This window comes from Burkholderia sp. LMU1-1-1.1, from assembly GCF_040675865.1.
Classification (GTDB): domain Bacteria; phylum Pseudomonadota; class Gammaproteobacteria; order Burkholderiales; family Burkholderiaceae_D; genus Rugamonas.
In genome coordinates, this window is the sequence record NZ_JBEGHG010000001.1 from 555,900 (window position 1) to 580,803 (window position 24,904).

The following is a 24,904-nucleotide window of genomic DNA, read 5'->3' on the forward strand; positions in this document are numbered from 1 at the left end:
ATTAGTATGACCGCGAGCCTCGCCGCCGGCCTGGCCGGCACGGCCGCCGCCCAGGCGGTGCCGGCGGCGGCCACGCCGCAGCCCGGCCAGGTGCTGGCCAGCGGCACCGTCCCCGACGAGGCCACCAAGGCCGGCGTGCTGGCGCGCCTGCGCGAAGTCTACGGCGCCGACAAGGTGGTCGACCAGATCGCCGTCGGCCAGGTGGCGCAGCCGGCCAACTGGAACGCCTACGTGCAAAAGCTGATCACGCCCAACCTCAAGCAGATCAGCCGCGGCCAGCTCAAGATCGACGGCAGCACCGTCAGCGTGCGCGGAGAGGTGGCCAACGAGGCGCAGCGGCAGAAGATCGCCAGCGACTTCGCCACCAGCCTCAATCCGACCTATGTGGTCAACAACGGGCTGCGCGTCTCGGCCGCCGAGCAGAATATCCTCGACAACACGCTGGGCAACCGCATCGTCGAATTTGAAAGCGGCAAGGCGACGTTGACGCCGACCGGCCAGGCCATCCTCGACCAGATGGGCGCGGCGATGCAGAAGCTGCAAGGCCGCAAGGTGGAAATCATCGGCCACACCGACAACCAGGGCCTCAAGGCCAGCAACCAGAACCTGAGCCAGGCGCGCGCCGAGGCGGTCAAGACCTATTTGACCGGCAAGGGCCTGAACGGCGACATGCTGACCGCGTCGGGCCAGGGTTCGGACCGTCCGATCGCCAGCAACGACACGCCGGACGGCCGCGCGCGCAACCGCCGCATCGAGTTCCGCATCGCCCAGTAAACGGCACACTACATTCAAAGGTAACGTATGTTTTCAGCAGAACAATTGCTCGGCCCGATCAGCCCTGGCGCGCCCAGCGGCGAAGACTTGTCGTTCTCGCCGGACCTGGACGCCATCGCCCAGGCGCGCCGTTTCGACGACCCCTCGCTCGACCAGGGCGAATGGGTGACCGAGCTGAAGGAAGCGGACTGGGACTTCGTGGTGCGCCGCTGCGCCTCCCTGTTGCAGGAAAAGAGCAAGGACCTGCGGCTTGCCGTGTGGCTGACAGAGGCCGGCGCCAAGACGGTCGGCCTGCGCGCGCTGGGTGAAGGTTTCAAGGTATTGGCGGGGCTGTGCCGAGACTTCTGGGACCAGGGCTTGTATCCGGAATCGGATGGCGACGACCATGACCAGCGTATCGGCAACCTGAGCTGGATACTGGGACGCGTGCCTGCGCTGCTGCGCGAGATTCCGCTGACCGAGGGACGTGGCAGCGCGTATTCGACGATCGATTTCGAGACGGCGCGCAAGCTGGCCGCCGCCAACAACGGCAACAGTTCGTCGGGCAATCCGGGCGCCAAGCTGGCGGAGATGGAAACGGCGCGCAGGAATAATTCGGCGCAGTTCGTCACGGCGTTCGCCGCCGATGCGCAGATGTGTCTGGATGCGTTGAAGGAGCTGGAACAGGTGGCCGACGAGCGACTAGGCGTGGATAGCCCCGGGTTCTCGGCGGCGCGCGACGCCTTGCAGACGTTGCAGCGGATGATGCCGGCGCCGGTTGCCGGTGGCGCAGTGGCGGAGACGGAGTTGGCGGACAACGCTTATGTGGGCTCGGCGGCGGTCGATTTCACGCACGATGGCGGCCAGGTGGCGCCGCCGCCGTCGGGTCCGCCGGGAGCGATCCAGACGCGGGCGCAGGCGTTGGCGCAGTTGCGGGCCGTGGCGGCGTTCTTCCGCCGCACGGAGCCGCACAGCCCGGTATCGTATTTCGCCGACAAGGCGGCCGACGCCGGCGAATTGAGCTTGCACGATTGGCTGCGGACAGTGGTCAAGGACCCGAGTTCGATGGCGCACATCGAGGAGTTGTTGGGTGTAAAACCCGCAGAATAAATCCGGGACCGCGCCAAAGCCGCAGAGACACGTAGGGCGGATTAGCGAAGCGTAATCGGCCATGCATGAGCCGCCAGCGACGCATGCATGGCCGATTACGGCGTTCCGCCTAATCCGCCCTACGTGTTTTCGATGTCACTTGATGGTGTACTTGAACTGCCCCTTCTTGTCCGCGCTGACCTTGATCTTGGAGATCGTGGCGCCCTCGGCCATCTTGGCCAGCACCGATTCGGCAACCTCCGGCAACAAACTCCCGTTCAAAATATTATCGACATTACGCGCGCCCGAATCCACCTCGGTGCAACGCGCCAGCACCGCCTCGACCAGCGCCTCGTCGTACGTCAACTCCGCCTTGTGGTTCTCGGCAATCCGCCGCGCGATCTTACCCAGCTTGAGCTCGATGATCTTCACCAGCACATCATCGGCGATCGGATAGTACGGAATCACCTTCAAACGCCCCAGGAAAGCCGGCTTGAACACCTTCATCAGATGAGGACGAATCGCCTGCTCCAGCTGCTCCGGCGTCGGCATGTCCTTAGGCTCCTTGTTCAGGCAAGCCTGCATCATCGTGCTCGACGCCACGTTCGACGTCAAAATGATGATGGTGTTCTTGAAGTCGATCTCGCGGCCCTCGGCATCATCCATCACGCCCTTGTCGAACACCTGGAAGAACAGCTCCATCACATCCGGATGCGCCTTCTCGACCTCGTCGAGCAGCACCACGCTGTACGGATTGCGGCGCACGGCCTCGGTCAGCACGCCGCCCTCGCCATAACCCACATAACCCGGTGGCGAACCCTTCAGGCCGGACACGCTGTGCGCCTCCTGGTACTCGCTCATGTTGATGGTGATCAGCTTGCGCTCGCCGCCGTACAGCACATCGGCCAGCGCCAGCGCGGTCTCGGTCTTGCCGATACCCGACGGCCCCACGAACAGGAACACGCCCTTCGGCTTGTTCGGATCGTCCAGGTTGGCGCGCGAGGTACGCACGCGTTGCGCCACCGCCTCGATCGCATGCGGCTGGCCCAGCACGCGCTCCTCCAGCATTTCGTTCAGCTTGAGCACGGTCTTGATCTCGTCCTTGACCATCTTGCCCAGCGGGATGCCGGTCCATCCGGCCACGATCTCGGCCACCACATGGCCGTCGACCTGCACCGGCACCATCGGCGCCTCGCCCTGCAGCGCCTTCAATTCCTTGATCAGCGCCTGCACACCGGCCGCCGCGTTCTTGGCCGGGGCTTTCTCGGCGCCGGCTGTTTCCAGTTCCAGGCGCGCCGCCTTGATCTTCTCGGTCAGGCCCTTCTCCAGCTCCCAGCGCGCGGCCAGTGTGCCGTGTTCGTCGCTGGCCTTGGCGCGCTCCGAGCGCAGCTCGGTCAGGCGCGCCGCATGGCTGCCGCCGCCGCTTTCCTCACGCGCCAGCGATGCGATCTCGGCATCGATGCGGTCCAGCTTTTTGACCAGGTTCTCGATCAGGGCCGGCGTCGCGTTCTGGCCCAGGGCCACCTTCGCGCAGGCGGTGTCGAGCACGCTGATGGCCTTGTCGGGCAGTTGGCGGCCCATGATGTAGCGGTGCGACAGGCGCACCGCCTCGGTGATGGCCTCGTCGTAGACGCGCACGTTGAAGTGTTTTTCCATCAGAGGCGCCATGCCGCGCAACATGGCGCAAGCCAGTTCCTCGCTCGGCTCCTCGATCTTGACGACCTGGAAGCGGCGCGCCAGCGCGGCGTCTTTTTCGAAGTACTTCTTGTACTCGCCCCAGGTGGTGGCGGCGATGGTGCGCAGCTCGCCACGCGCCAGCGCAGGCTTCAACAGGTTGGCGGCGTCGTTCTGGCCAGCCGTGCCGCCGGCGCCGATCATCGTGTGCGCCTCGTCGATGAACAGGATGATGGCGTGCGGGCTTTTCTTGACTTCGTCGATGACGTTCTTCAGGCGGTTCTCGAACTCGCCCTTGACGCTGGCGCCGGCTTGCAGCAAGCCCATGTCCAAGGTGTGGATCTCCACGCCTTTGAGGATATCGGGCACGTCGTCCTGCGAGATGCGCAGCGCCAGGCCCTCGACCACGGCGGTCTTGCCGACGCCGGCCTCGCCGGTCAGGATAGGATTGTTCTGGCGGCGGCGCATCAGGATGTCGATGGCCTGGCGGATTTCCATGTCGCGCCCGATCACCGGGTCGACCTTGCCGTCGCGCGCGCGCTGCGTCAGGTTGGTGGTGAACTGGTCCAGCGCCGGCGTCTTCGACGCGGCCTGGCCGGCCAGCTCGCCGACCGGGTCGCCGCCTGCATCCTGCTCGCCGGCCGGCGCGCCCTCGCCCGCCGCGACCGCTTCCTGCGAACCCTCGGTCAGCTTGTCGAGCCTGTGTTTGATCTCGTCGACATTGAATTTATTGAACAGTTTGGAGCCGCGATAGGCCAGCTGCGCCAGTTCGCTGTCGGTCAGCAATGCCTGCAGCAGGTGGCCGCTGCGGATGCTGCTCTGGCGTCCGGCCTGGATGTCGAGCGAGGCGATCAGCCAGGCGTTTTCGAACAGCTTCGGCAGGCGCGCCGAGAACACCGGCGTGCGCGTGTTGCCGGTCTTCAGGCGCGACACCTCCGCTTGCAGGTCCGCCTCCAGCATCGGGATGCTGATGCCGCTCTTGCGGGCGATGACGACGAAGTCGCTCTTCGGCTGTTCCAGCAGCGCCAGGAACAAGTGCTCGAGATCGACCTCGAATTGGCCGAGGCCGACGCAAATGCTGGCGGCGCGCGTGGCGGCGGTGCGGCTGGTGTCGTTCAGCTTGCCGATCAACGTCTTCAGGTTAATGCTCATAGCGCGGTTTTCCTTGTTCGATTAAATAGGTTCGGGTTTGCGGAAACATTACAGGGTATGGATTTCATAGCGCACATCGGCGCGGTCGCGCCGCTCGTCGCCGGTGATGAGGAAACTGTCCCAGCCCAGGCGGCCGCCGGCGCGCTCGTCGCTCAGGGTCACACCCTCGACGTCGGCCGCGCGCAGCACCAGCTGCACCTCGTATTCGAGCGACATGCCGGTAAACATGGTCAGCATCTTCTCCAGCGCCTTGGCGGCCTTGCCACCAGGCAGGAAGGAATCGAAGCTGGCGCGCGGCAGCGGGCCGACCGTGAGCAGCATACGCAGGTCGCGCTGCCACACCCGCTGGCCGACCAGCGCGCTGGTGCCCAGCTGGGCGTTGGCGCCGCCCAGCGCGCTCTGCTGGCCGGGCGGCACGTCGTACCAGGCGCCGATGAATTGGGTCACCGTCACGCGCTGGCCGAAGTACTCGCTCAGCACGTGGCCGATCGACACCGACGACGCCGGCCGGTGCCGCATGGCGGCGGCGAAATAGCCGATCGATTCGTCGAGCACGCCCTCGCCGTGGTCGGACAGGCGGTGCTTGAGCGAGTCGTTGCCGATGCCGGCCAGGGACAGCAACAACGGCAGGAAGCGGTCCTTGCCGTCGATCTGGTACTTCAGCTCCAGCCGGTACTTGCGCCACGATTCATAGAACAGCGCCAGCGCGCGGTTGGAAAAGGTGTCCAGGAAGGCGCGCGGACCTTCGTCTTTTTCGTACAGCGCGTGCGCGGCCACCCGCTCGGTGTAGTGCGCCGGCAAGGCGCCGGCCGTGCCGAGAAAGCCCATGAAGGCGGGCGTGATGCGGATGTATTTCAGCTCACCGTTGCGCAGCGCCTCGCCCAGCGCTTGGCTGTCGCGGCCGATCTCGCGCGGCTCGGGCTGCATCGCCTCGAGCTGGCTGGCCGGAAAATTGAGCGACAGCGAGTTCTGGAAGCGCAGGAAGCTGGCCACCGCCTGGTCGTGCGGCAGGCCGTTGCGCTTGAGCCAGAGCTCGAGCATGCGCACCGCCTGGAAGAACTGGAAGCGGTACGGCTGCGCGAACAGGCGCTCGATTACACTAGGTTCAAATCGCCGCTTCGTGGTGTGCATCGCAACAGCTCCTCCCCTGATTTCCTGGATATGACCACTAGTTGAGTGAAGCTGTTGGCGTGCACGTACAGGCCGAGGAAGCGTTCGACGATATGGGTGAAGGCGTGGATGCCGCTACCGACGAAGGCTTCCTCGTCGATGGTGATGCTGACCTCGGTCCCGCGCACCAGGCAGGCGAACGGATTGCCCGGCAGCCAGTGGTTGGCGGCCTTGCTGGCGATCGCGTGGATGCCGCGGATCTGGCGCTGCGAGGTCGGCGAACGCGGCAAGTCGTACAGGGTCAGCATTTCCTGGAAGGCGTCGACGCCGCTGCCGGCCAGCGACAGGTGGTTGAGCGACAGGTGCGAGATCAGGCGCCAGTGGGCGCCACGGCCGCGCTCGAAGCGGTGCGAGTCGGTCGGCCGCCGCAGGAAGGTGATGCTGCGCACGCTCGATCCGCCTTCGAGGAACAGGTCGCCGCCGCGCATGCCGTAGGTCAGGGACGCCGGCAGGTCGCGGTTGGTGCAGGTCAGTTCCAGGCTCAGGGTATCGGTCTCGATGGCGGCAGGATCGAAGTCGATGTCGACGATCGAGATTTCCGTCTCGTAGCCGGGGCTCTTGCGGGCGATGACCTCGTCGCGCCGCATGACCCAGTAGTGGCCGTTCTTTTCCGGCGTCTCGCCGTGGCGCAGCGAATAAAACGGCCGGAACTCGATGACCGATTCGCCCTGCGGCGTCTGCCGCACCAGCTTGACCGAGTCGATCGATTGCACCTCGAAGGCGTAGGCGCGGCGGGCGTCGGCCAGCACCGGATAGCTGGCGGTGGTATGGGTGACGCGGATCGGCTCGCCGCGCTGGCGGAACAGGTTGACCACCGGCGTGCACCCGAGCAACAGGTTGTTGGTCGACATCGTGCCCAGCATGCGCGCGGTGTTGGAATCGGTGCGCAGGCCGCTCATGCCCAGATGCAGCGTGAAACGCTTGCAGCCGGCCGGCAGCGCCGCGCCGATCGCCGACAGGTCGATGTCGATGAAATTGAATTTTTCCGGGAAGCAGAAGTACTCGGTCAGCAACCGGTAGGCCGGATGCGAGCGGGCCGAGAACGGGATCAGCGATTCGTCCTCGCCGAAACCGGCCGGCCACACCGGCACCGCCGCCAGCGGGGTCCAGCGGCCGTTTTGCTCCGGCTCGACCCAGGCCTTGACGGTGCGCAGGAACAGCGCGTCGCGCAGCGCGGCGCAGAACGACGGTTCGCCGTCGATGAACACGCGCAGCATCTTGATGCCCAGCTGCGACAGCGTGACCTGGGCGGAGGTCGTTTCGATGGTGATGCTGACGCCGGAGCTGACATTGGGCGGCAACATCACCGCCTCGGGCGCGTCGATGATGGCGGCGAACGCCGCGTGCGACAGCGCGATCGGCGCCACCGTCACCGGATAGGCGGTGCGGAAGGTGCACGCGACGCCCTTGACGGGACGCGTGTCGAGCTCGGTGCCCCGGGCGATCTCGGTGGCCGTCGTCAGCTGCGCGGCGGCGGCGCTGTAGTCCATGCGCGCGATCGAGCACGACGGGAACGGCCGCAGGTAGTGCGGATACAGCACCTCGAACAGCGCCTCGGTGAATTCGGGGTAGTCGTCGTCGAGCCGCTTGGAGATGCGCGAGTTGAGCAGCGCGAACGACTGGATCATGCGCTCGATGTGCGGGTCTTCGCAGACCTCGCCGCCCATCAACAGGCGGCCGGCGATTTTAGGATAGCGCTCGGAGAATTCGCGCGAATAGCGGCGCAGAAAACCCAGCTCCCGTTCGTAGTACGGTAACAGTTCTTCCAAGTCAGACTCCCGGCGACGCCAGACGGCGCGCCTTGCTAATGGTGTAATGCAGGCTGGACGGCTGCAGGACGGCGTCGAAGTTGACCGGCTCTTGCGCCGCGTGCACCACCAGCAGCGCGGTGATGGCGAAATTGAGGCGGTTGATCGTGCCCTCCTGGATCTCGAGCGAGGCGCGCACGTTGCGCAGGCGCGGCTCGTGGCGGGCGATGGCCTTTTCCAGGCAGGCGCAGATGTAGGCGCGGTCGTCGGCGCTCGACAGGCTGAGGCCGGCAAAGTCGTTCAAGCCGTAGGTCAGGATCGAGCGGCCGCATTCGGGGAATTTTTTCATCAGCTCCTCGCTGATGACGGTGCGCGTGTTGAGCAGCGCTTCGAGGTCGCGGGCGACGGTGTCCTTCAAGTCCTCGATCGACATCCTGGAGACGGTGGCGCTGGTGGCGCCGTGGACGGGCGCGTCCATCAGACGGTCGAACAGTCCCGGCGAAAAACCCTTCATGTGCATCCTGAATATCAAAAACTCATAGTCGGAGATAAATGCGGCGTCCGCCGCCGCGTCGGGCGGCGGCGGTTGCCACGATAAATCCAGCTTCGCGCCGGTCCCTACCCGTTCGCGGCGGCATGAAGCCGCCACAAGGGGACCGGCGCGATGGCGAACGGGGCGCGGCGGGCGTCATGGCGCGCGCGCGTCGTCCCGTTCGCCGGCGTCAACTCCGCGGCGTCCCGACGCCGCCACGGAATTCACGGCATATATTCGAGCAGCTTAGGCCGTCTTGTTGGCCGACAGATCCCAACCGCCCGAGGTGTTGCCGCCCGAACCGCCGCCGACTTTCTGTTGGGTGTACTTCCACTTGACCTTCGAGTACTTGATCGACACGTTCTCGGACAGGATGTCGCCTGGTTGCACTTGCGGTGCGACGCTGCTGATCAGGACGTTTTCCAGTTCGATTTCGAAGTACTTGATGCGCTCGCCCTGGCCGTCGGCGCGCAGGAACTCGAACTTCGCCTTCGGAATGGTTTTACCGGAGGAGCAATTCTGCAGCAGCAACGGGGTGGCCAGGTCGGCGAGCTTGGAGATCACGATGTCCTTGTGCTCGGTGCGCTCGGCGGTGTGGCCGCCGGCCGACGACGCGGTCGCCGATTTTGGTTGCAGCACTTCCCACTGGACCGATTTGCACTCGATCCAATCTTTGTGCGCACTGTCGGCGGATTCGCCTTTGATGCCGTCGATTTGCAGATATACGTCGATTGCCATGGTATTCCTTTCGGTTTTAGATTAAAAAAAGTTAAGACTTGGTCGATTGCGGCAGCTCCGCGACCAGACGGAGTGAAACGGACAGCTCGTCGAGCTGGAAATGCGGGCGCAGGAACGACACGGCGCGGTACACGCCCGGACGCCCCGGCACTTCGGAGACTTGCACCGACGCCTCGCGCAGCGGGAACTGGGCCTTCTGTTCCTGGCTAGCGTTGTCGTCGAGCAGCACGTATTGGGTCAACCAACGGTTGAGGAAGTCCTCGACGTTGGAGGCGGCGGCGAAGCTGCCGATCTTGTCGCGCATCATCGCCTTCATGTAGTGGGCGATGCGCGAGACGGCGAAGATGTATTGCAGCTGGGCCGACAGCACGGCGTTGGCGTTGGCCGAGTCGGTGTTGTACTTCTTGGCCTTTTGCGTCGATTGGGCGCCGAAGAAGGCGGCGTAGTCGGTGTTCTTGCAGTGCACCAGCGAAATGAAGCCGAGGTCGCTCAATTCCTTCTCGCGGCGGTCGGTGATGGCGATCTCGGTCGGGCACTTGAGCGCCACTTCGCCCTCGTCGGTCTTGAAGGTGTGGGTCGGCAGGTCCTCGACCAGGCCGCCGCCTTCGACGCCGCGGATGGCGGCGCACCAGCCGTAGTCCTCGAACGCGTTGGTCAGCTTGGTGCCGAAGGCGTACGCCGCGTTGCACCACAAGTATTTCTGGTGGTCGGTGCCGTCGACGTCCTCGACGAAATTGAAGCCCTCGACGGTCATGCCGTCGGCCGGGTTGAACGGCTGGCGGCCCAGGAAGCGCGGCAACGTCAGGCCGACGTAGCGCGAATCCTCGGACTCGCGGAACGATTTCCATTTGGCGTACTCGACGGTGTCGAACACCTTCGACAGGTCGCGCGGCTTGCCCAGGTCGCTATAGGTCTCCAGGCCGAACAGCTCCGGCGACGCGGCCGAGATGAACGGCGCGTGCGAGGCGGCGGCCACGTGCGACATCTGCTCGATGAAGTACATGTCCTCGGGCTGGCGGGTGATCTCGAAATCGCCGATCAGCGAGCCGAACGGGGCGCCGCCGAACGTGCCGAACTCTTCCTCGTAGACCTTCTTGAACATGGTCGACTGGTCGAACTCGAGCGCGCTCTGGAAATCCTTGACCAGTTCCTTCTTGGTCGCGTTGAGCATCTTGATCTTCAGGTTCTGCCCGGTCGACGAATTCTTGACCAGGTAGTTCAGACCGGTCCAGCTCGATTCGAGCTTCTGGAATTCCGGCGCGTGCATGATGGCGCTGAGCTGTTTCGAGATCAGGCTATCGAGCTCGGCCACGCGGGCGTCGATGGTGGCGGCCAGGTTGTCCGACACCACGACGGTGCCTTCCATGACCTGGCTCACCAGTTCGGAAATGATGTCCTTGGCGCGCGCGTGCTCGACGCTGGACTTGGCGACCTTGCTCTGCTCAACGATTTGATCGAGCAGGGCCAGCTCGGTGGTGGCCGCGCCGGCGGCCGTGGAGGAGGTTTGGACGGACATGGCTCAATCTTTCTTCGGGGTGGTTTGCTGGCCCAGTTCGGCCAGCTTCTCGGTGCTGTGCAGGACGTCGTTGAGGATGTCTTCGAGCTTGTCGTTGCCGGCCAGCTTGTTGCGCAGGTCGGCCAGCTTGGTGCGCGCCTCGAGCAGCTTGCGCAGCGGCTCGACCTGCCCGACCACGGATTCCGGGCGGAAATCGTCCATCGACTTGAACTTCAGGTCGACGGCGAACTCGCCGCCGCCCTCGCCCAGCTCGTTGGCCACGCGGAAGGCGGCGCGCGGCTCGACGCCCTTGAGCACCTCGTCGAAGTTGTCGCGGTCGATGTTGACGAACTTGCGCTCCTTCAAGCGCTTCTGTTCGACTTCGGAGTTGCCGCCGAAATCGCCCACCACGCCCATCACGAACGGTAGTTCCTTGTTCTCGATCGCGTCGCCGATCTCGACGTCATAGGTCATCTGGACCCGTGGCGGACGCACCTTCTGCAGGCGCTTCTGAACACTCTCTTTTTTCGACATGACATCCCCATTTCAAAAATAAACAGCGGCGTCGCGGCGACGCCACCGGGTGGAATTGCTGAATTACTGACCGTTTCGACCCTGATTACTTCAGCGCGTCGAAGGGGTCGGCCTTCGGTTCGCGGGCCGGCTGCTTGCCGCCCTTTTTATTCGTTGCCGTGTTGCGTGGCGGCGGCGCGGCGGGCTTGGCCGGCGGCACCAGCACCTGCTCGCCCAGGCTCTCGCGCAGCAGCTTGGCCAGGTCCTGCGACTCGGTGCGCAGCGAACCGGACAGATTGTTCTGACGGCTCAGGTCGGACAGCGCGCGGGTCGACAGGCGCAGGCCGCTGATGGCGATGATGCTGTTGGCCAGCTGGTCGTTGGGGTCGCGCACCAGGATTTCCTGGGCGTTGACGATGGCCTCGCCGTACTGGCCAGCCTCGTACTTGGTCTGCGCCATGCGGGTCCACGGGTCCTTGTCCGCCGGGTAGGCGGCGGCGGCCTGCTTCCACAGCGCGATCGCCGCTTCCTTCTGGCCGGCGCTGTCGGCGGCGGCGGCCTTGCCCATGACTTCGGCGATGGTCGGCACCGCCTCGGGCACTTTGACCACCGGCGCGGTGGTGCAGGCGCTCAGGGCCAGGATGCAGGCGGCACCGCCCAACAGGCGGCGAAGGTGGATGGATGTACTCATGTGTTCCTCAAAAGTCAGGTGTGTTGAACGCGGGAACAGTTGCCATAAACTGTTGCCAATTTCTCATTTTTCGGCAGAATATCATAAATTTAATTATTTACCTCGTACAATACGAACTCAACCGTACGGCGTTACCGAAAAGAAAGATTATAAAGCTTAGCACGTTACGTAGAAGAAACACTCACAGTACGCCAGAAAATGTTATTGTTCTGGCAGTTGTGATTGGGCATTATTTTTTTGGTTCGCAGGCATGAGGCGATAAGGCATTCGATGAGCATCACGGGAAAACTTTTATGGGGTGAAGGACTGTTTTTGCGTCCCCAGCATTTTCAGCAGCAGGACCGCTACCACGAGCAGCGGCTGCACGACAGTGTCAAGGCGCTGCATCCATACGCCTGGGGCGTGAGCCAGTTGCAACTGGACCGCGACGCGCTGCACAACAACACCCTGCGCCTGCTCGACCTGGCGCTGGTGTTCCAGGACGGCGAGATCTACCAGGCGCCCGGCGCCGACGAGCTGCCGGCCGAGATCGACCTGAGCAACATCCCGCAATCGCAGCAGGCGCTGACCTTCTACGCCGCCCTGCCCGCGTTCAAGCACTTCGGCGGCAACTTCGCGCCCGAAGGCCAGCCCAGCAACGCCGCCCGCTACGCCCAGAGCAACCTGGACACGCCCGACCTGTACACCCAGGCCGCGCAAGCGCAGCTGACCTACCTGAAGAAGACGCTGCGCCTGGTGTCGGAATCGGAGCCGCGCGACTCCTACGTCAGCCTGCCGCTGCTGCGCCTGCGCCGGCTGTCGACCGGCGGCTTCGAACAAGACCCGTCATTCATCCCGCCCAGTCTGTCGATCCGCAGCGCGCCGCTGCTGTTCCTGCAACTGCGCCGCCTGCTCGACGCGCTGCAGGCCAAGGTCAACGCGCTGTACGGCCACCACCGCGAGCCGAGCAAGCACGTGATCGAATTCCGCTCCGGCGACATGTCCTCGTTCTGGCTGCTGCACACGGCCAGCTCGGCCTACGCGTCGCTGAGCCATTATTTCCACCACCCGACCTTGCATCCGGAGCGGCTCTACGAGCAGCTGCTGGGCCTGTCGGGCGCGTTGATGACCTTCTCCAAGGGCATCTCGCTGAGCGACCTGCCGCAGTACGACCACCTCGACCCCGGTCCCGGCTTCGCCCGCCTGCACGGCATCATCCGCGAGCTGCTCGACACCGTCATCTCGTCGAAATACTTCGCCATCGCGCTCAACGAGGTCAAACCGTCGTACCACCACGGCATGCTCGACTCGGGCAAGATCGACGCCCAGACCACCTTCTACCTGGGCGTGTCGGCCGATTTGCCTGGTGTCGAGATGGTCGACGTGGTGCCGCTGCGCTTCAAGATCGGCGCCCCGGACGACGTCGAGAAATTCGTGCTCTCGGCCATGCCCGGCGTGCGCCTGACGCACGCGCCGCAAGTGCCGGCGGCCGTGCCGGTGCGCCCCGACACCTATTATTTCGCCCTCGAAGCCAAAGGTCAGATGTACGAGCGCATGCTGCAGGCGCAATCGATCTCGATCTACGTTCCGTCCGGCATGCGCGACCTGAAACTGGACCTCGTCGCCGTCACTTCCTGAAGACCAACCCATGACTACTAGCGCCCCTCCTTCCCTGATCCCCGGCGGCCAGCCGGCCTTCTCGCCGGCCATCGCCGCCGGCCCGGGCACCGAACACACGCTGATGGACCTGATGTACGACGGTTTCTACGCCCTGTTCATGCTCAAGAACGGCAACGGCCCGCAGGCCAACGCCGACTTCATCAACAAGATGACGCAGTTCCTCGACGACTTCAGCCGTGGCGCCAAGAAGCAAGGCGCCTCGGCCGACGACATCGACAACGCCAAGTACGCCTTCTGCGCGGCGGTCGACGAGATCATCCTGCGCTCGCCGTACGGCATCCGCGACGCCTGGGAGCGCCGCCCGCTGCAACTGGTGCTGTTCGGCGACCAGCTGGCCGGCGAGAACTTCTTCAACCGCCTCGAAAACCTGCGCGCGCGCGGCAGCGCCCACCTGCAGGCGCTCGAGGTGTTCCATATGTGCCTGCTGCTGGGTTTCCAGGGCCGCTACATCATCGAGGGCTCGGAAAAGCTGGCCTACCTGACGGCGCGCCTGGGCGACGAGATCGCCCACATGAAGGGCAAGAAATCGGGCTTCGCGCCGCACGCGGAACGGCCCGACCAGATCATCCACAAGCTGCGCAACGACGTCCCGCTGTGGGTGCTGTGCTCGGTGTTCGCGCTGATCGGCGCGCTCGGCTACATCGGCCTGCGCAGCATGCTCAGCCATAGCACCGAAACCAGCATGAGCGCCTACAACGACGTGGTCAAGCTCGCACCCAAGCAGGCCAACCTGACCATCACGTTGCCGTGATGAGCATGCCCGACCTGCCGGGCTCGTCCTTGGTGGACGGGCTGTTCGGAACCGGACTGAGCCAGCACGCGCGCCTGATCACGCTGGCCAGCGCGCAGGACTCCACCTTGCCCGAATCGCTGATGCCGGAGCGCTTCACCGGCCGCGAAGCGGTCAACGAACTGTTCCGTTTCGACATCGACGCGCTCAGTACCTCGACCGACCTCGAGCTGGCCGACTTCATCGGCGAGGAAATCACGCTCAAATTGCTGCAAGCCGACGGCACGCGCCGCGCCTGGCACGGCATCTGCACCGACGCCGCCTGGCTGGGCGCCGACGGCGGCCTGGCGCGCTACCGTCTGCGGCTCGAACCGGGCCTGGCCCTGCTCGGACTGCGCCGCGACAGCTACATCTTCCAGGACAAGAACGCGCAAGACCTGCTCACCGAACTGCTGGCCGACTACAAGCAGGTGCGGTTCGAGTTCGACATCACGCAAACCCTGGTGGCGCGGCCGATCTGGACGCAATACCGCGAAAGCGACCTCGAATTCCTGCAGCGCGTGCTGGCATCCGAAGGCCTGAGCTGGCGCTTCGAACACGACCAAGAAGAAGGCGCGGCCGATTCGAGCGGCGGTCAGAAGCAAGCCAAACACAAGGTCGTCTTCTTCGACAGCAAGGCCGTCGCGCCGGAAACGGTGGGTGGCGCCGCGTTGCGCTTCCACGGCGTGCGCGCCACCGACAGCGACGACGCCATCGACGAATTCAACGCGCTGCGCCGTGTGCAAGCGAACGCGGTGACCATCAGCAGCTGGGACCCGACGCAACTGGTGGCCCCGGCGGCCGAGCAGACGACCAGCCTCGACATCGGCGAACTGCCGGCGCTGTCGATCTACGACGGCAGCGCCGAGCGGCGCCACGCCGACAGCGCCGCCGCCGACCCGCACAGCCGGCTGATGCTGCAAGCGCTCGAGCTCGACAACAAACTGTTCGAAGGCCAGGGATCGGTGCGCCGCCTGGCGGCCGGCCACGGCTTCCAGCTGACCCAACACGAGCTCTACGCCGACGGCGCCAACAAATTCACCGCGCTGTGGGTCGAGCACGAGGGACGCAACAACGTCGAACCGGCCCTTGGCGGCCTGGGCAAGCTGATCGGCGCGGCCAAGGCCGGCCTCGCCACGCTGGCCAAGTTCGCCGGCTCGCAACTGGAGGCGGGCACCTACCGCAACCGCTTCGCCTGCGTGCGCGACACCGTCGCCATCGTGCCGCGCGCGGCCGCCGAGCGCTTCAACGGCGCCTCGCTGGGACCGCAAACGGCGCTGGTGGTCGGCCTGCCCGACGCCATCAACACCACCACGCGCGAACATCAGGTGCGCATCCAGTTCGCCTGGCAGCGCGGTGCCGGCGCCAACGCCGGCGGCCTGCCGCACAACACCGACGACAAGGGCAACGCCCCCGGCAACGACGGCTCCGGCACCTGGGTGCGCGTGGCCGAGGCGCTGGCCGGCCCCAACTGGGGCTCGCAGTTCACGCCGCGCATCGGCACCGAGGTGCTGGTCGACTTCATCGAAGGCGACATGGACCGGCCGCTGGTGGTCGCTCAGCTGTACACCGGCGCCGACACGCCTCCCTACTCGGCCGGCGTCGACACCGACATCAACCACGCCGGGGTCATCTCCGGCATGCACAGCAATAATTTCGACGGCGGCGGCTACAACCAGTGGGTGGTCGACGACACGCCCGGCCAGCTGCGCACGCGCCTGGCCACGTCGAGCGCCGCCACGCAGCTGAACCTGGGCTACCTGGTGCAGCAGACGCCGGGCTCCGCACAACGCGGCAACTATCGCGGCCAGGGGTTCGAACTGCGCACCGACGCCTGGGGCGTGTTGCGCTCCGGCGAAGGCATGCTGATCTCGGCCACCGCGCGCGCGCAACAAGGCGCCGGCGTCGCCTCGACCCAGCTCGACAGCGCGGAGGCCACCGGCCTGCTGCGCGCCGCCTCCGAACTGAGCAAGAACCTGGCCGACGCCGCCACGCAGCAGAAGGCGCTCGTCAGCAAGGACGCCAACCAGGCGCAGATCGATTTCATCACGCAAATCGATCCGGAGCAAAAAGGGAAATTTGAGGGAGCCGTCGGCGGACATGATCCATTGAAGGCCAAGGCGGGCGCGCGCGATCTGGACAGCGCCGCGCCGGTGGAGAAGTTCGGCGAGCCGGTGGTGCTGATGGAAGCGCCGGCGAGCATCAACTGGGCCACGCCGGCATCCACCGTGCTGTTCGCCGGCGGACAGCTGCAATGGACCACTCAGGCCGATATGCACATGGCGGCTGGCTTCACGGTGGCGTCGGTGTCGGCCAACGCGACCGGATTGTTCACGCACGCCGGCGGCATCCAGGCGATCGCGGCCAACGGGCCGGTGTCGCTGCAGGCGCATACGGATCAGCTGGAGATTCTGGCCGACAAGGCGATCACGATCGTGTCGGTCAACGATGTCATCGAGGTCAAGGCCAAAGAGAAAATCGTACTGCAAGCGGGGCAATCGTCGGTGACCTTGGAAGGTGGCAACATCACCTTCGCCTGCCCGGGCAACTTCACCGTCAAGGGCGGCCAGCACATCTTCGATGGCGGCGCCAGTGCGGCGGCGGCCGCCACGTCGTTGCCGGACACCCGCGTCAAGCTGTTCGACGAAGGCTTCGTCCTGAAGGACCGCGATACCGGCGAGCTGATGCCGCGCCAGCCTTACCGCATCAAGCGCGAGGACGGCACCTACGAAACCGGCATGACCGACGAGAAAGGGCTGACCCACGTAGTGGCAGCCGCCGCCACCGAGGCGCTAGTGATCGAATTGCTGAAGATGGGGGACAGGTCGCCCGCATCCGGCCGCAGCGTGCCCGGGTCGCCCGGCATGCCGCCCGCCAAGCCCGAATTCAAGCCCGCCGGCACCTCCACCACCACGCCGATCGAGATCAAGGGGCGCAAGGAAGTCAAGGTCAAGCTACCGGCCTGCTGGATCGAGGACTACGAAAAAGAGATTGCCGGGCCGTCGTGGGGCCGTTACTCGCAACCCCTGCAGGCCGATGGCACGCCGCACGATTATGAAGGCACGATCTGGTTTAAACTATATGTGCCTGTCAAGTCGAACAAGCCCGTGGTGGTCGAAGTGCGCATCAAGTGCATTACGGTACTGGACGCCGTGGGCGAGGCGCTGGAAGCTCAGGACAAGGGAACACCCGCCGCAGAAAAGCGCGCGCAGCAGCGTGCAAAGGTCGTGGAGCTGGTCAAACAAAATGCCGAGCGCGGCATCACCGGCCATTGGAACAACAAGTTCAAGATAGAGATCACGGATCCACAATGCGGCACCAAGCTGCTGCCTATCGTGTACAAGCCGGTCTGGGTAGAGTCTGGTGAGCACTACATCATGAAGGTCCACAAGAAATTTGACCGGGAGCAGGTATTCGAAAATGTGGTCGACGTGTCGCTGGGAACGACCGACTGGACACACGCGCACGAATTCGGCCATTGCTGTGGTCTGCCCGACGAGTACTCCTACACCGACGGCGTGGACGAGACGGTAAAGTATTTCAAGCCAGACGGCACGCTGAGCGAGGCTATCTCCGCGCCATCCGACGGCAAAGACCCGAACGCGGCGGACGCCACCATCATGGCGGCATATGGCTGCACCATAGTCAAACCCCGTCACGCCTGGAACATTGCCATCGAAGTTCAGGAACTGTTGCGGGCCAAGATAGGCAGGAAAATCACATGCGATATTATTTAAGATTAATTCTGATGGCATGCGCGCTAACCGCGCCGTTGTCATCGCTGGGAGCAACCATGGAACAGCCAACATTCTCGATCGCCGTCGCCTGCACGGGCAACCCTTCCTGTATCTTCACGGGCAACGACATGCCGCTCGAAATCACTGTGAAAAACAGTCAGCCATACACGATCGGTTTCCCGCGTCGCTATATTCAAGCGCGCGGTCCGGCGATGAAACTGGTCGACCGCGAGACCGGTGCGGCTAAAACCTTGAAAACCGAGTTGGCTGATCACGCCCTGATGAAGGACTACACCATGCTGCAGCCGGGCGAGACGCTAACGCTGACGACCCTGATCAGAGGGGCTGAAATTACCGCGCTGCGTCCAAAATACGTCGATCTCGTCGCGGAATTTGGCATTACGACGAACATCAAGGTCCCCGACAGCGAGGAGCCCGTACGGGCGCGCGGCGCCGGCCAGCTTAAAATCATCGGCAAGGACACGCTGGAACGCGACCAGGCGCGCTAGCGCCAGCAATCCACAGGCATCAAACGCGGCTACGGACGGGGCGAACCTACATGAACGACAAGATAACAGACGCGGCCACGAACGCGCGGGACGCAGCCGGTCACGGAACCAACGGTGCGACGAGCAATCCAGGCGCCGCTCCCGAACGCCCCCTGACCCGCCAGGACTACAAAACCCTGTCGCTGGCCGCGCTCGGCGGCGCGCTGGAGTTCTACGACTTCATCATCTTCGTCTTTTTCGCCACCTCGATCGGCGCGCTGTTCTTCCCGCCGACGATGCCGGACTGGCTGCGGCTGTTCCAGACCTTCGGCATCTTCGCCGCCGGCTACGTAGTGCGCCCGCTCGGCGGCATGGTCATGGCCCACTTCGGCGACCTGCTGGGGCGCAAGAAGATGTTCAACCTGTCGATCCTGCTGATGGCCGTGCCGACGCTGCTGATCGGCCTGCTGCCGACCTACGCCTCGATCGGTCTGGCCGCGCCGCTGCTGCTGCTCTTCCTGCGCGTGTGCCAGGGCGCCGCCGTCGGTGGCGAGGTGCCCGGGGCGTGGGTGTTCGTGTCCGAGCACGTGCCGGCGCGCCGCATCGGCTACGCCTGCGGCACCCTGACCGCCGGCCTGACCTTCGGCATCCTGCTCGGCTCGCTGGTGGCGACCGGCATCAACAGTGCCTTCACGCCGGCGGAAGTGCTCGATTACGGCTGGCGCCTGCCATTCGTGCTGGGTGGCGTGTTCGGCCTGGGCGCGATGTACCTGCGCCGCTGGCTGCACGAGACGCCGGTCTTCGTCGAGCTGCAACAGCGCAAGGCGCTGGCCGCCGAGATGCCGCTGAAGGCGGTGCTGCGCGAACACCGGCGCGCGGTCGCGCTGTCGATGCTGCTGACGTGGATGCTGTCGGCCGCCATCGTCGTGGTGATCCTGATGACGCCGGCGCTGCTGCAGAAGGTCTACGGTTTCGACGCCCGCACCGCCCTGCCCGCCAACACGGCGGCGACCTTGTGCCTGGCGTGCGGCTGCATCATCTATGGCGTGCTGGCCGACCGCTTCGGCGCGCGCCGCATGCTGATCGCCGGCGCCGTGCTGCTGGCCATCTGCACCTATATCTTCTACACCACGCTCAAGACGCAACCGCATCTGCTGCTGCCGCTGTACGCCCTGCTGGGGCTGAGCGTGGGCGTGGTCGGCGTGGTGCCGAGCGCGATGGTGCGGGCGTTTCCGGCGCCGGTGCGCTTTTCCGGCTTGTCATTCTCCTACAATGTCGCCTACGCCATCTTCGGCGGCCTGACGCCCATTATGGTGACCTTGATGCTGAAAACCCAGCCGCTGGCCCCGGCCTACTACGTCATGGCGCTGTGCGGCATCGGCCTGGTCACGGCGCTGTTTATCAAGGACCGGCCGCTCAACGCCTGAGGCGGGACCGGCACACCGCACGGTACAAATCCAACCACGGGCGAAAGGAATGCTATCGTTCGCCTCTCAGGGATGGGTTTGTCCACCACAACCCCACCATCAGCCACCGCACCGGAAAAGTTCACCCATGTCGCATCGCCAGTCCCCACCCCACCCCGCCCAAGCAATCGCCTTCGCCGCCGGGGGCGGAACGATGGGCGCGCTGTTGCGCGAATTCGACTGGGCGGCGACACCGCTGGGGCCGCTTGAAGCCTGGCCGCCGGCGCTGCGCACGACGGTCAGCATCATGCTCGGCTCCAGCCATCCGATGTACATCGCCTGGGGACCGGGGCTGCACTTCCTGTTCAACGACGCCTATCGCCCCATCCTCGGCGGCATGGGCGACCAGCCCGAGCTGATTTTGGGCAAACCCTTCAACGAGGTCTGGAGCGACGTCTGGCACGTGGTCGGCCCGATGTTGAACGGCGCCATGGCCGGCGCCTGCACTTATGCGGAGGACCAGCCCTTCCTGCTGCACCGCCACGGCTACCCGGAGCAAATGTACGCGACGTTTTCCGTCAGCCCGGTGCGCGACGAGGCCGGCGCCGTCGCCGGCGTCTTCTGCGTCTGCTCGGAAACCACCGGCAAGAAAAGGGTCGAGGAGCGCCTGCGACTGCTCGACACCATCGGCAAGGCCACCAGCATCGCCGCCGACGCCAAGACCATCATGGCCGAGGCGACCCGCCTGCTGGGCCAACATCTGGACGTCACCCGCGTGGCCTACGCCGATCTGGAGGCGGACAACGACCGTTTCACGATCCGCCACGACTGGACCGCCGAGGGCGCCTTCAGCACCGTCGGCGTGTATTCGCTCGACCTGTTCGGCAGCCGCGCCACCGGCAATCTGCGGGTGGGGAAAACCCTGCAAATCAATAACGTCGACACCGAGCTGGCGGCCGGCGACGGCTACGAGATGTTCAACCAGATCGGCATCAAGGCCATCATTTGCTGTCCGCTGGTCAAGGGCGGCAAGCTGGTGGCGATGATGGCCGTGCATCAGCAACTGCCGCGCGCCTGGTCGGCCGACGAGGTGGCGCTGGTGGAGGACGTGGTGGAACGCTGCTGGGCGCACATCGAGCGGGTCCGCTCGACCGAGGCGCTGCGCGAGTCCGACCGCCACAAGTCCGAATTCCTGGCCACCCTCGCCCACGAGCTGCGCAACCCGCTGGCGCCGGTGCGCAACGGCCTTGAGCTCATGAAGCTGGCCGGCGGCGATGCGCGCACGATGGCCAACGTGCGCGCGATGATGGAACGCCAGGTGTCGCACATGGTGCATCTGATTAACGATCTGCTCGACATCGCGCGCGTCTCCAGCGGCAAACTGGTGCTGCAAAAGCAACTGGCGGAACTCAAGACCTTTGTCGCCTCGGCGGTCGAGACCAGCCAGCCGCTGCTCGACGCGGCCGGCCACACGCTGACGGTCGACCTGCCCCACGCGCCGGCCATCGTCGATGTCGACGTGGTACGGCTCAGCCAAGTGCTCAGCAACCTGTTGTCGAACGCGGCCAAGTACACGCCGCACGGCGGCCGCATGGCCATCTCGGCGCGCGTGGCCGGCGGCGAACTGCTGATCGAGGTGGCCGACAACGGCATCGGCATCCCGGCCGAGTCGATCGACAGCGTGTTCGAGATGTTCACCCAGGTAGGGCGCAGCATCGCCCATTCCAAAGGCGGGTTGGGGATCGGACTGTCGCTGGTGCGGCGGCTGCTGGAATTGCACGGCGGCGCCGTCGCGGCGGCCAGTCCCGGCGTCGGCCTGGGCAGCACGTTCTCGGTCCGACTGCCGCTCGCCGTCGTCGACCACCCGCAACAGCCGGCGGCGACGCCGTCGGCCATCGGGCAGACAAGCTCCGCCGCCCCGCTGCGCGTGCTAATCACCGACGACAACCACGACGCCGCCGACACGCTGCGCGATTTGCTGGACGGCGGCGGCCATGTCACGCGCGTCGCCTATGACGGCGCCGCCGCGCTCGCCATCGCCGAGACGTTCCAGCCGCAGGTGGTGTTGCTCGACATCGGCATGCCGGGCATGGACGGCTACCAGACGGCGCGCGCCATGCGCAGTCTGCCGGGCCTGGAACGCGTCACGCTCGCCGCGCTGACCGGCTGGGGCGCGGCCGAGGACCGCGCGCGCTCGCGCGGGGCCGGCTTCGACCACCATTTGCTCAAGCCGGTAATGCTGGCCGAACTGCAAGCCATGCTGCGCCAGGCGGCCGCCTGACGCGGCGCGCCCGCGTCACAACGGTATCGTCAAGGTCAGCGAACCGTAAGGCTCACGCTTGGAGCTCGGCGCCGTGACCAGCGGACTGGCGCTTTGCAGCGAGAACGACACCGACGCGCTCTTGAAGCCGTAGGCGACGCCGACCAGCGCCACGCTCTGGTTGCGGCGCAATTCGGCGATATTATTTTCCGGATAGTGGTTCCTGCCGATGCCCGCATGCGAGAACACCCTGTCGCCGACCAGGCCGGCATATACGAACCAGCCATTGCCGAGGAAAACCGGATCGCCGCCGCGTATTTCCTGGTGGACAGCGCTGGGGAAGTTGCGTCGGAGTCCGGTCCCGTAGCGCAACAGGACGCTGGCGCCGACCGACGACTGCAGGTTGCCTGCGGTGGCGCCGGCGGAAACAATCGCGTCGGCGTGCGGCCGGCCGTCGTCGGCGCCGGCCGGGGCCAGGCGCCAGGCCCGGTAGCGCTCGACGCCGAGCAACAGGCGTGTGGGGCCCTGAGAATCCCAGCCTTCCGGATGGTCCGACCCGATCAGGCGGTGGATCAGCGTCTGCGAACGGCGCCCGCCCGCCGCGGGACCGATGACACCGAGGCGCAGGCCAAGCATGTCCGCCACGTTATCGTCGACCGACACCTGCCCCGCGCCGAACCATAGCGCGCCGAGGTAGGGGGCATCGAGCGGATCGGGCTCCTTGCGGGTGATGTCGCGCGGCGTCACCAGGATCTGGCTGAGCGAAAAACGGGTCAGCGCGGCCGGGCCGACGCCAAGCCACGGTGCCACCGTGCCGAGCACCGGCAGCGGCGAGATCGACGCCTCGCCGGGCGAGACGCTGCGCAGATGCGACAGCGTGATGCCGCTGGTGTAGCCGCCGCCGTCGCTGGCGACGAACACATCGTTTTGCACCATGAGGGAGAGGCGGCCTTCCTCCGCGCTCGCTGGCGCGCAGGAAAACATTGAACAGAGAATAAGACTGGCGAACTGGAGCGGGTTTGGGCGTATTTTCATTATGCGGGCATGACACACTACAACGAAGCCCATCATAATCGAAATCGCACGACGCTGAATCGTGCGCCCCCGGCGCGCGCGTCGGATCTGCCACTTGTGTGCGCTGGCGCACCCAGCGGCGCCGCGCCGCTACGGCGTCGTTGGCGCCGCCGAGGCCGCCGGACGGCCGGTCAGGATGCCCACGTATTGCGTCAACGGCGCGCCGATGACGACGCCGTCGGCGGTGATGTCGAAGAACCGGATATCCTTGCTGTGCTCGCTGGCGCGCACCTTGACCACCGACATCACCCGCTTGAACTGCCCTTCGAGCTCGACATAGCGCTGCATGATGATGGAATCGGCCAGGAAGGCGTTGCCGTAGGAACTGAAACGCAGCACCTCGTAGCGGTCCTCCAGCTCGGCCGTCATCAGCACCGTCACCCCCATCGCCGTCAGCACCGCCACCATGCGGTACAGCGATTCGCGGAAGTCGTCGCGGAACGCCGAGGCCAGCGCCAGCTCGAAGCCCGACAGCGAGTCGATCACCACCCGCTTGGCCCCCATGCGCTTGATCATGCCGACCAGGTCATGCAGTATCTCGTCGATCGACAGGTCCAGCGTGCGCGTGTTGATCACGCCGACGCGCCCGCTGGCGATCAGCGTGTCGAGCTGCCGGCTGAGCAACTGGTTCGGACTCTTCTCGAAGGCGGCGATGACGCCAGCCTCGCCGTTGCGCACGCCCTCGGCCAGGAACTGCGTGGCCAGCACCGACTTGCCCGAGCCCGAGGGCCCCACCAGCAGCAGCGAATAGCCGGCCGGCACGCCCCCGCCGAGCATTGCGTCGAGCTCCGGCACGCCCATCGACAGGCGCTGCTGGCCGTCGATGCTGATCAGCTTGGCGGCCGCCGCGAGCATCGCGCGCGGGAAGATCTCGATGCCGCCGTCGCCGATGCGGAACGTGTGCACGCCCAGGCTTTGCGCCTGCCCGCGCATCTTGACCACCTGGATCTTGCGCACCAGCGCGTCGCGGTGCACCAGCTGCGACATCCAGATGATGCCGTCGGCCACCGTGAACACCGGACTGGACTCGGCCTCCGGCGCCAGGTATTCGCCGATCAGGAAGGTGGTGGCCAGCCAGCTGGTCATCTGCATGCCCAGCTGCTGGACGAAATGCTGCAGGCCGGCCGCGCCGCGGTCCATGCCCTGGGCCGACTGCACCACCGAGCGGAACGAATCGACAAAGACCAGGCTCGGCGAGAAGCTGCGCACCTCGTCGGCGATGCGCGCCAGCACGCGGTCGAAGTCGCCGTCGAGCAGGTCGGCGGCCAGGTTGACGAACTTGATCGAGTCGTTGACCTTGGCGACGTCGAAGAACGGGAATTGCTGCTGGTAGCGCAGCATCTTGAGCGGCGGCTCGCCCAGCACGGTGAAGAACAGCGCGCGCCGCTCCGGATTGGCCAGCGAAAACATGATCTGGTGCGCCATCGTGGTCTTGCCGCTGCCCGGCGTGCCGGCCAGCAGGTTGAACGAAAACTCCGGTATGCCGCCTCCCAGCAGTTCGTCCAACCCGGGCACGCCCGTCGCCAGGCGCTGAATATCGACTTTATTGCTCATTGTTCAATTCCTTAGCGGCAGTGTCCGCGGTGTCCTGGCCCCAGGCCGATCGGAGTATGGCAGTGGTCAACGACGCGCCGATCAATCGGACCAGCGTGTCGGTGAAAGTGGTGAGCAGCTCGATGCTGGCGGCGCCGGCGGCCGCCGGCGCCTGGGCCTCCAGGCCGGCCCCGAGCCGCCCGAAGCCGGCGTCGACGCCCGCCTCCAGCCACGGGTGGCGCGCGCGCACCACATGGATGCTGTGCGCGTACAGCGTATCGAAACCGCTTTGCCCGATGATGGCGGTCAGTTCGACGGCAAGCCGTTCCCACAGCACGATGACGTTGGCGCGCAGCGTGTCCGGGCTGCGCATCACGTTGCGCTCGATCATCTGGTGCCGCTCGTCGTTAGTCGCCATAATTA

General features: G+C 65.4%; 19 protein-coding genes. 8 read left to right on the forward strand and 11 right to left on the reverse strand.

The features are described 5' to 3' along the window. The first annotated feature begins 6 nt into the window (after positions 1–6). Complete coding sequence (locus MRBLMU1_RS02220) at positions 7–774, forward strand: OmpA family protein (protein WP_363496339.1); 768 nt, start codon at positions 7–9, stop codon at positions 772–774. 27 nt (positions 775–801) lie between these two features. After that, entirely contained in the window at positions 802–1,863 is a 1,062-nt protein-coding gene (tssA, locus tag MRBLMU1_RS02225) for a type VI secretion system protein TssA (RefSeq protein ID WP_363496342.1), read from the forward strand. 135 nt (positions 1,864–1,998) lie between these two features. On the opposite strand, the gene tssH is transcribed toward tssA, so the two are convergent. The 8 genes from tssH to MRBLMU1_RS02265 all read right to left on the reverse strand — a co-directional run bounded on the left by tssH (position 1,999) and on the right by MRBLMU1_RS02265 (position 11,555). Then, positions 1,999–4,668 carry a type VI secretion system ATPase TssH gene (gene tssH, locus MRBLMU1_RS02230; protein ID WP_363496345.1) on the reverse strand — a complete coding sequence of 890 codons (2,670 nt, stop codon included), beginning with the start codon at positions 4,666–4,668 and terminating at the stop codon, positions 1,999–2,001. Positions 4,669–4,716: 48 nt separating this feature from the next. Next, complete coding sequence (gene tssG / locus MRBLMU1_RS02235) at positions 4,717–5,799, reverse strand: type VI secretion system baseplate subunit TssG (protein WP_363496348.1); 1,083 nt, start codon at positions 5,797–5,799, stop codon at positions 4,717–4,719. Next, positions 5,763–7,607 (reverse strand): type VI secretion system baseplate subunit TssF, encoded by a 1,845-nt coding sequence (gene tssF, locus MRBLMU1_RS02240; protein WP_363496351.1) that lies wholly within the window; start codon positions 7,605–7,607, stop codon positions 5,763–5,765. The genes tssG and tssF overlap by 37 nt, the downstream gene beginning before the upstream one ends. A gap of 1 nt (position 7,608) precedes the next feature. Continuing rightward, positions 7,609–8,100 carry a type VI secretion system baseplate subunit TssE gene (gene tssE / locus MRBLMU1_RS02245; RefSeq protein WP_363496354.1) on the reverse strand — a complete coding sequence of 164 codons (492 nt, stop codon included), beginning with the start codon at positions 8,098–8,100 and terminating at the stop codon, positions 7,609–7,611. Positions 8,101–8,364: 264 nt separating this feature from the next. Next, positions 8,365–8,856 carry an Hcp family type VI secretion system effector gene (locus tag MRBLMU1_RS02250; RefSeq protein ID WP_363496357.1) on the reverse strand — a complete coding sequence of 164 codons (492 nt, stop codon included), beginning with the start codon at positions 8,854–8,856 and terminating at the stop codon, positions 8,365–8,367. Between the two features lie 31 nt (positions 8,857–8,887). After that, positions 8,888–10,372 carry a type VI secretion system contractile sheath large subunit gene (gene tssC, locus MRBLMU1_RS02255; RefSeq protein WP_363496360.1) on the reverse strand — a complete coding sequence of 495 codons (1,485 nt, stop codon included), beginning with the start codon at positions 10,370–10,372 and terminating at the stop codon, positions 8,888–8,890. Between the two features lie 3 nt (positions 10,373–10,375). Next, positions 10,376–10,885: a type VI secretion system contractile sheath small subunit gene (tssB, locus tag MRBLMU1_RS02260; protein ID WP_363496363.1), complete on the reverse strand. Its 510-nt coding sequence runs from the start codon at positions 10,883–10,885 to the stop codon at positions 10,376–10,378. A gap of 85 nt (positions 10,886–10,970) precedes the next feature. Further along, entirely contained in the window at positions 10,971–11,555 is a 585-nt protein-coding gene (locus MRBLMU1_RS02265) for a tetratricopeptide repeat protein (protein ID WP_363496366.1), read from the reverse strand. 270 nt (positions 11,556–11,825) lie between these two features. Here MRBLMU1_RS02265 and tssK point away from each other — a divergent pair, with 270 nt between their 5' ends. The 6 genes from tssK to MRBLMU1_RS02295 all read left to right on the forward strand — a co-directional run bounded on the left by tssK (position 11,826) and on the right by MRBLMU1_RS02295 (position 21,895). Further along, a complete protein-coding gene (gene tssK, locus MRBLMU1_RS02270; RefSeq protein ID WP_363496369.1) occupies positions 11,826–13,172 on the forward strand; it encodes a type VI secretion system baseplate subunit TssK in 1,347 nt (448 codons plus the stop codon). Positions 13,173–13,182: 10 nt separating this feature from the next. Further along, the gene (gene icmH / locus MRBLMU1_RS02275; protein WP_363496372.1) at positions 13,183–13,965 is read left to right on the forward strand and encodes a type IVB secretion system protein IcmH/DotU; all 783 of its coding nucleotides are present in this window, start codon (positions 13,183–13,185) and stop codon (positions 13,963–13,965) included. Further along, positions 13,965–17,720 (forward strand): type VI secretion system Vgr family protein, encoded by a 3,756-nt coding sequence (locus tag MRBLMU1_RS02280; RefSeq protein WP_363496375.1) that lies wholly within the window; start codon positions 13,965–13,967, stop codon positions 17,718–17,720. Before icmH ends, MRBLMU1_RS02280 begins: the two co-directional genes overlap by 1 nt. 56 nt (positions 17,721–17,776) lie before the next feature. After that, the gene (locus tag MRBLMU1_RS02285; RefSeq protein ID WP_363496378.1) at positions 17,777–18,229 is read left to right on the forward strand and encodes a hypothetical protein; all 453 of its coding nucleotides are present in this window, start codon (positions 17,777–17,779) and stop codon (positions 18,227–18,229) included. Between the two features lie 50 nt (positions 18,230–18,279). Next, on the forward strand, positions 18,280–19,635 hold the full coding sequence (locus MRBLMU1_RS02290; RefSeq protein ID WP_363496381.1) for an MFS transporter: 1,356 nt from the start codon (positions 18,280–18,282) through the stop codon (positions 19,633–19,635). Positions 19,636–19,762: 127 nt separating this feature from the next. Next, complete coding sequence (locus tag MRBLMU1_RS02295) at positions 19,763–21,895, forward strand: ATP-binding protein (protein WP_363496384.1); 2,133 nt, start codon at positions 19,763–19,765, stop codon at positions 21,893–21,895. Between the two features lie 15 nt (positions 21,896–21,910). Here MRBLMU1_RS02295 and MRBLMU1_RS02300 read toward each other — a convergent pair whose 3' ends face one another. The 3 genes from MRBLMU1_RS02300 to MRBLMU1_RS02310 all read right to left on the reverse strand — a co-directional run bounded on the left by MRBLMU1_RS02300 (position 21,911) and on the right by MRBLMU1_RS02310 (position 24,899). Next, a complete protein-coding gene (locus tag MRBLMU1_RS02300) occupies positions 21,911–22,945 on the reverse strand; it encodes a lipid A deacylase LpxR family protein (RefSeq protein WP_363496387.1) in 1,035 nt (344 codons plus the stop codon). A gap of 93 nt (positions 22,946–23,038) precedes the next feature. Next, positions 23,039–24,502: an ATPase domain-containing protein gene (locus MRBLMU1_RS02305; RefSeq protein ID WP_363496390.1), complete on the reverse strand. Its 1,464-nt coding sequence runs from the start codon at positions 24,500–24,502 to the stop codon at positions 23,039–23,041. Beyond that, a complete protein-coding gene (locus MRBLMU1_RS02310) occupies positions 24,492–24,899 on the reverse strand; it encodes a hypothetical protein (RefSeq protein WP_363496393.1) in 408 nt (135 codons plus the stop codon). The genes MRBLMU1_RS02305 and MRBLMU1_RS02310 overlap by 11 nt, the downstream gene beginning before the upstream one ends. Between the last annotated feature and the right edge of the window lie 5 nt (positions 24,900–24,904).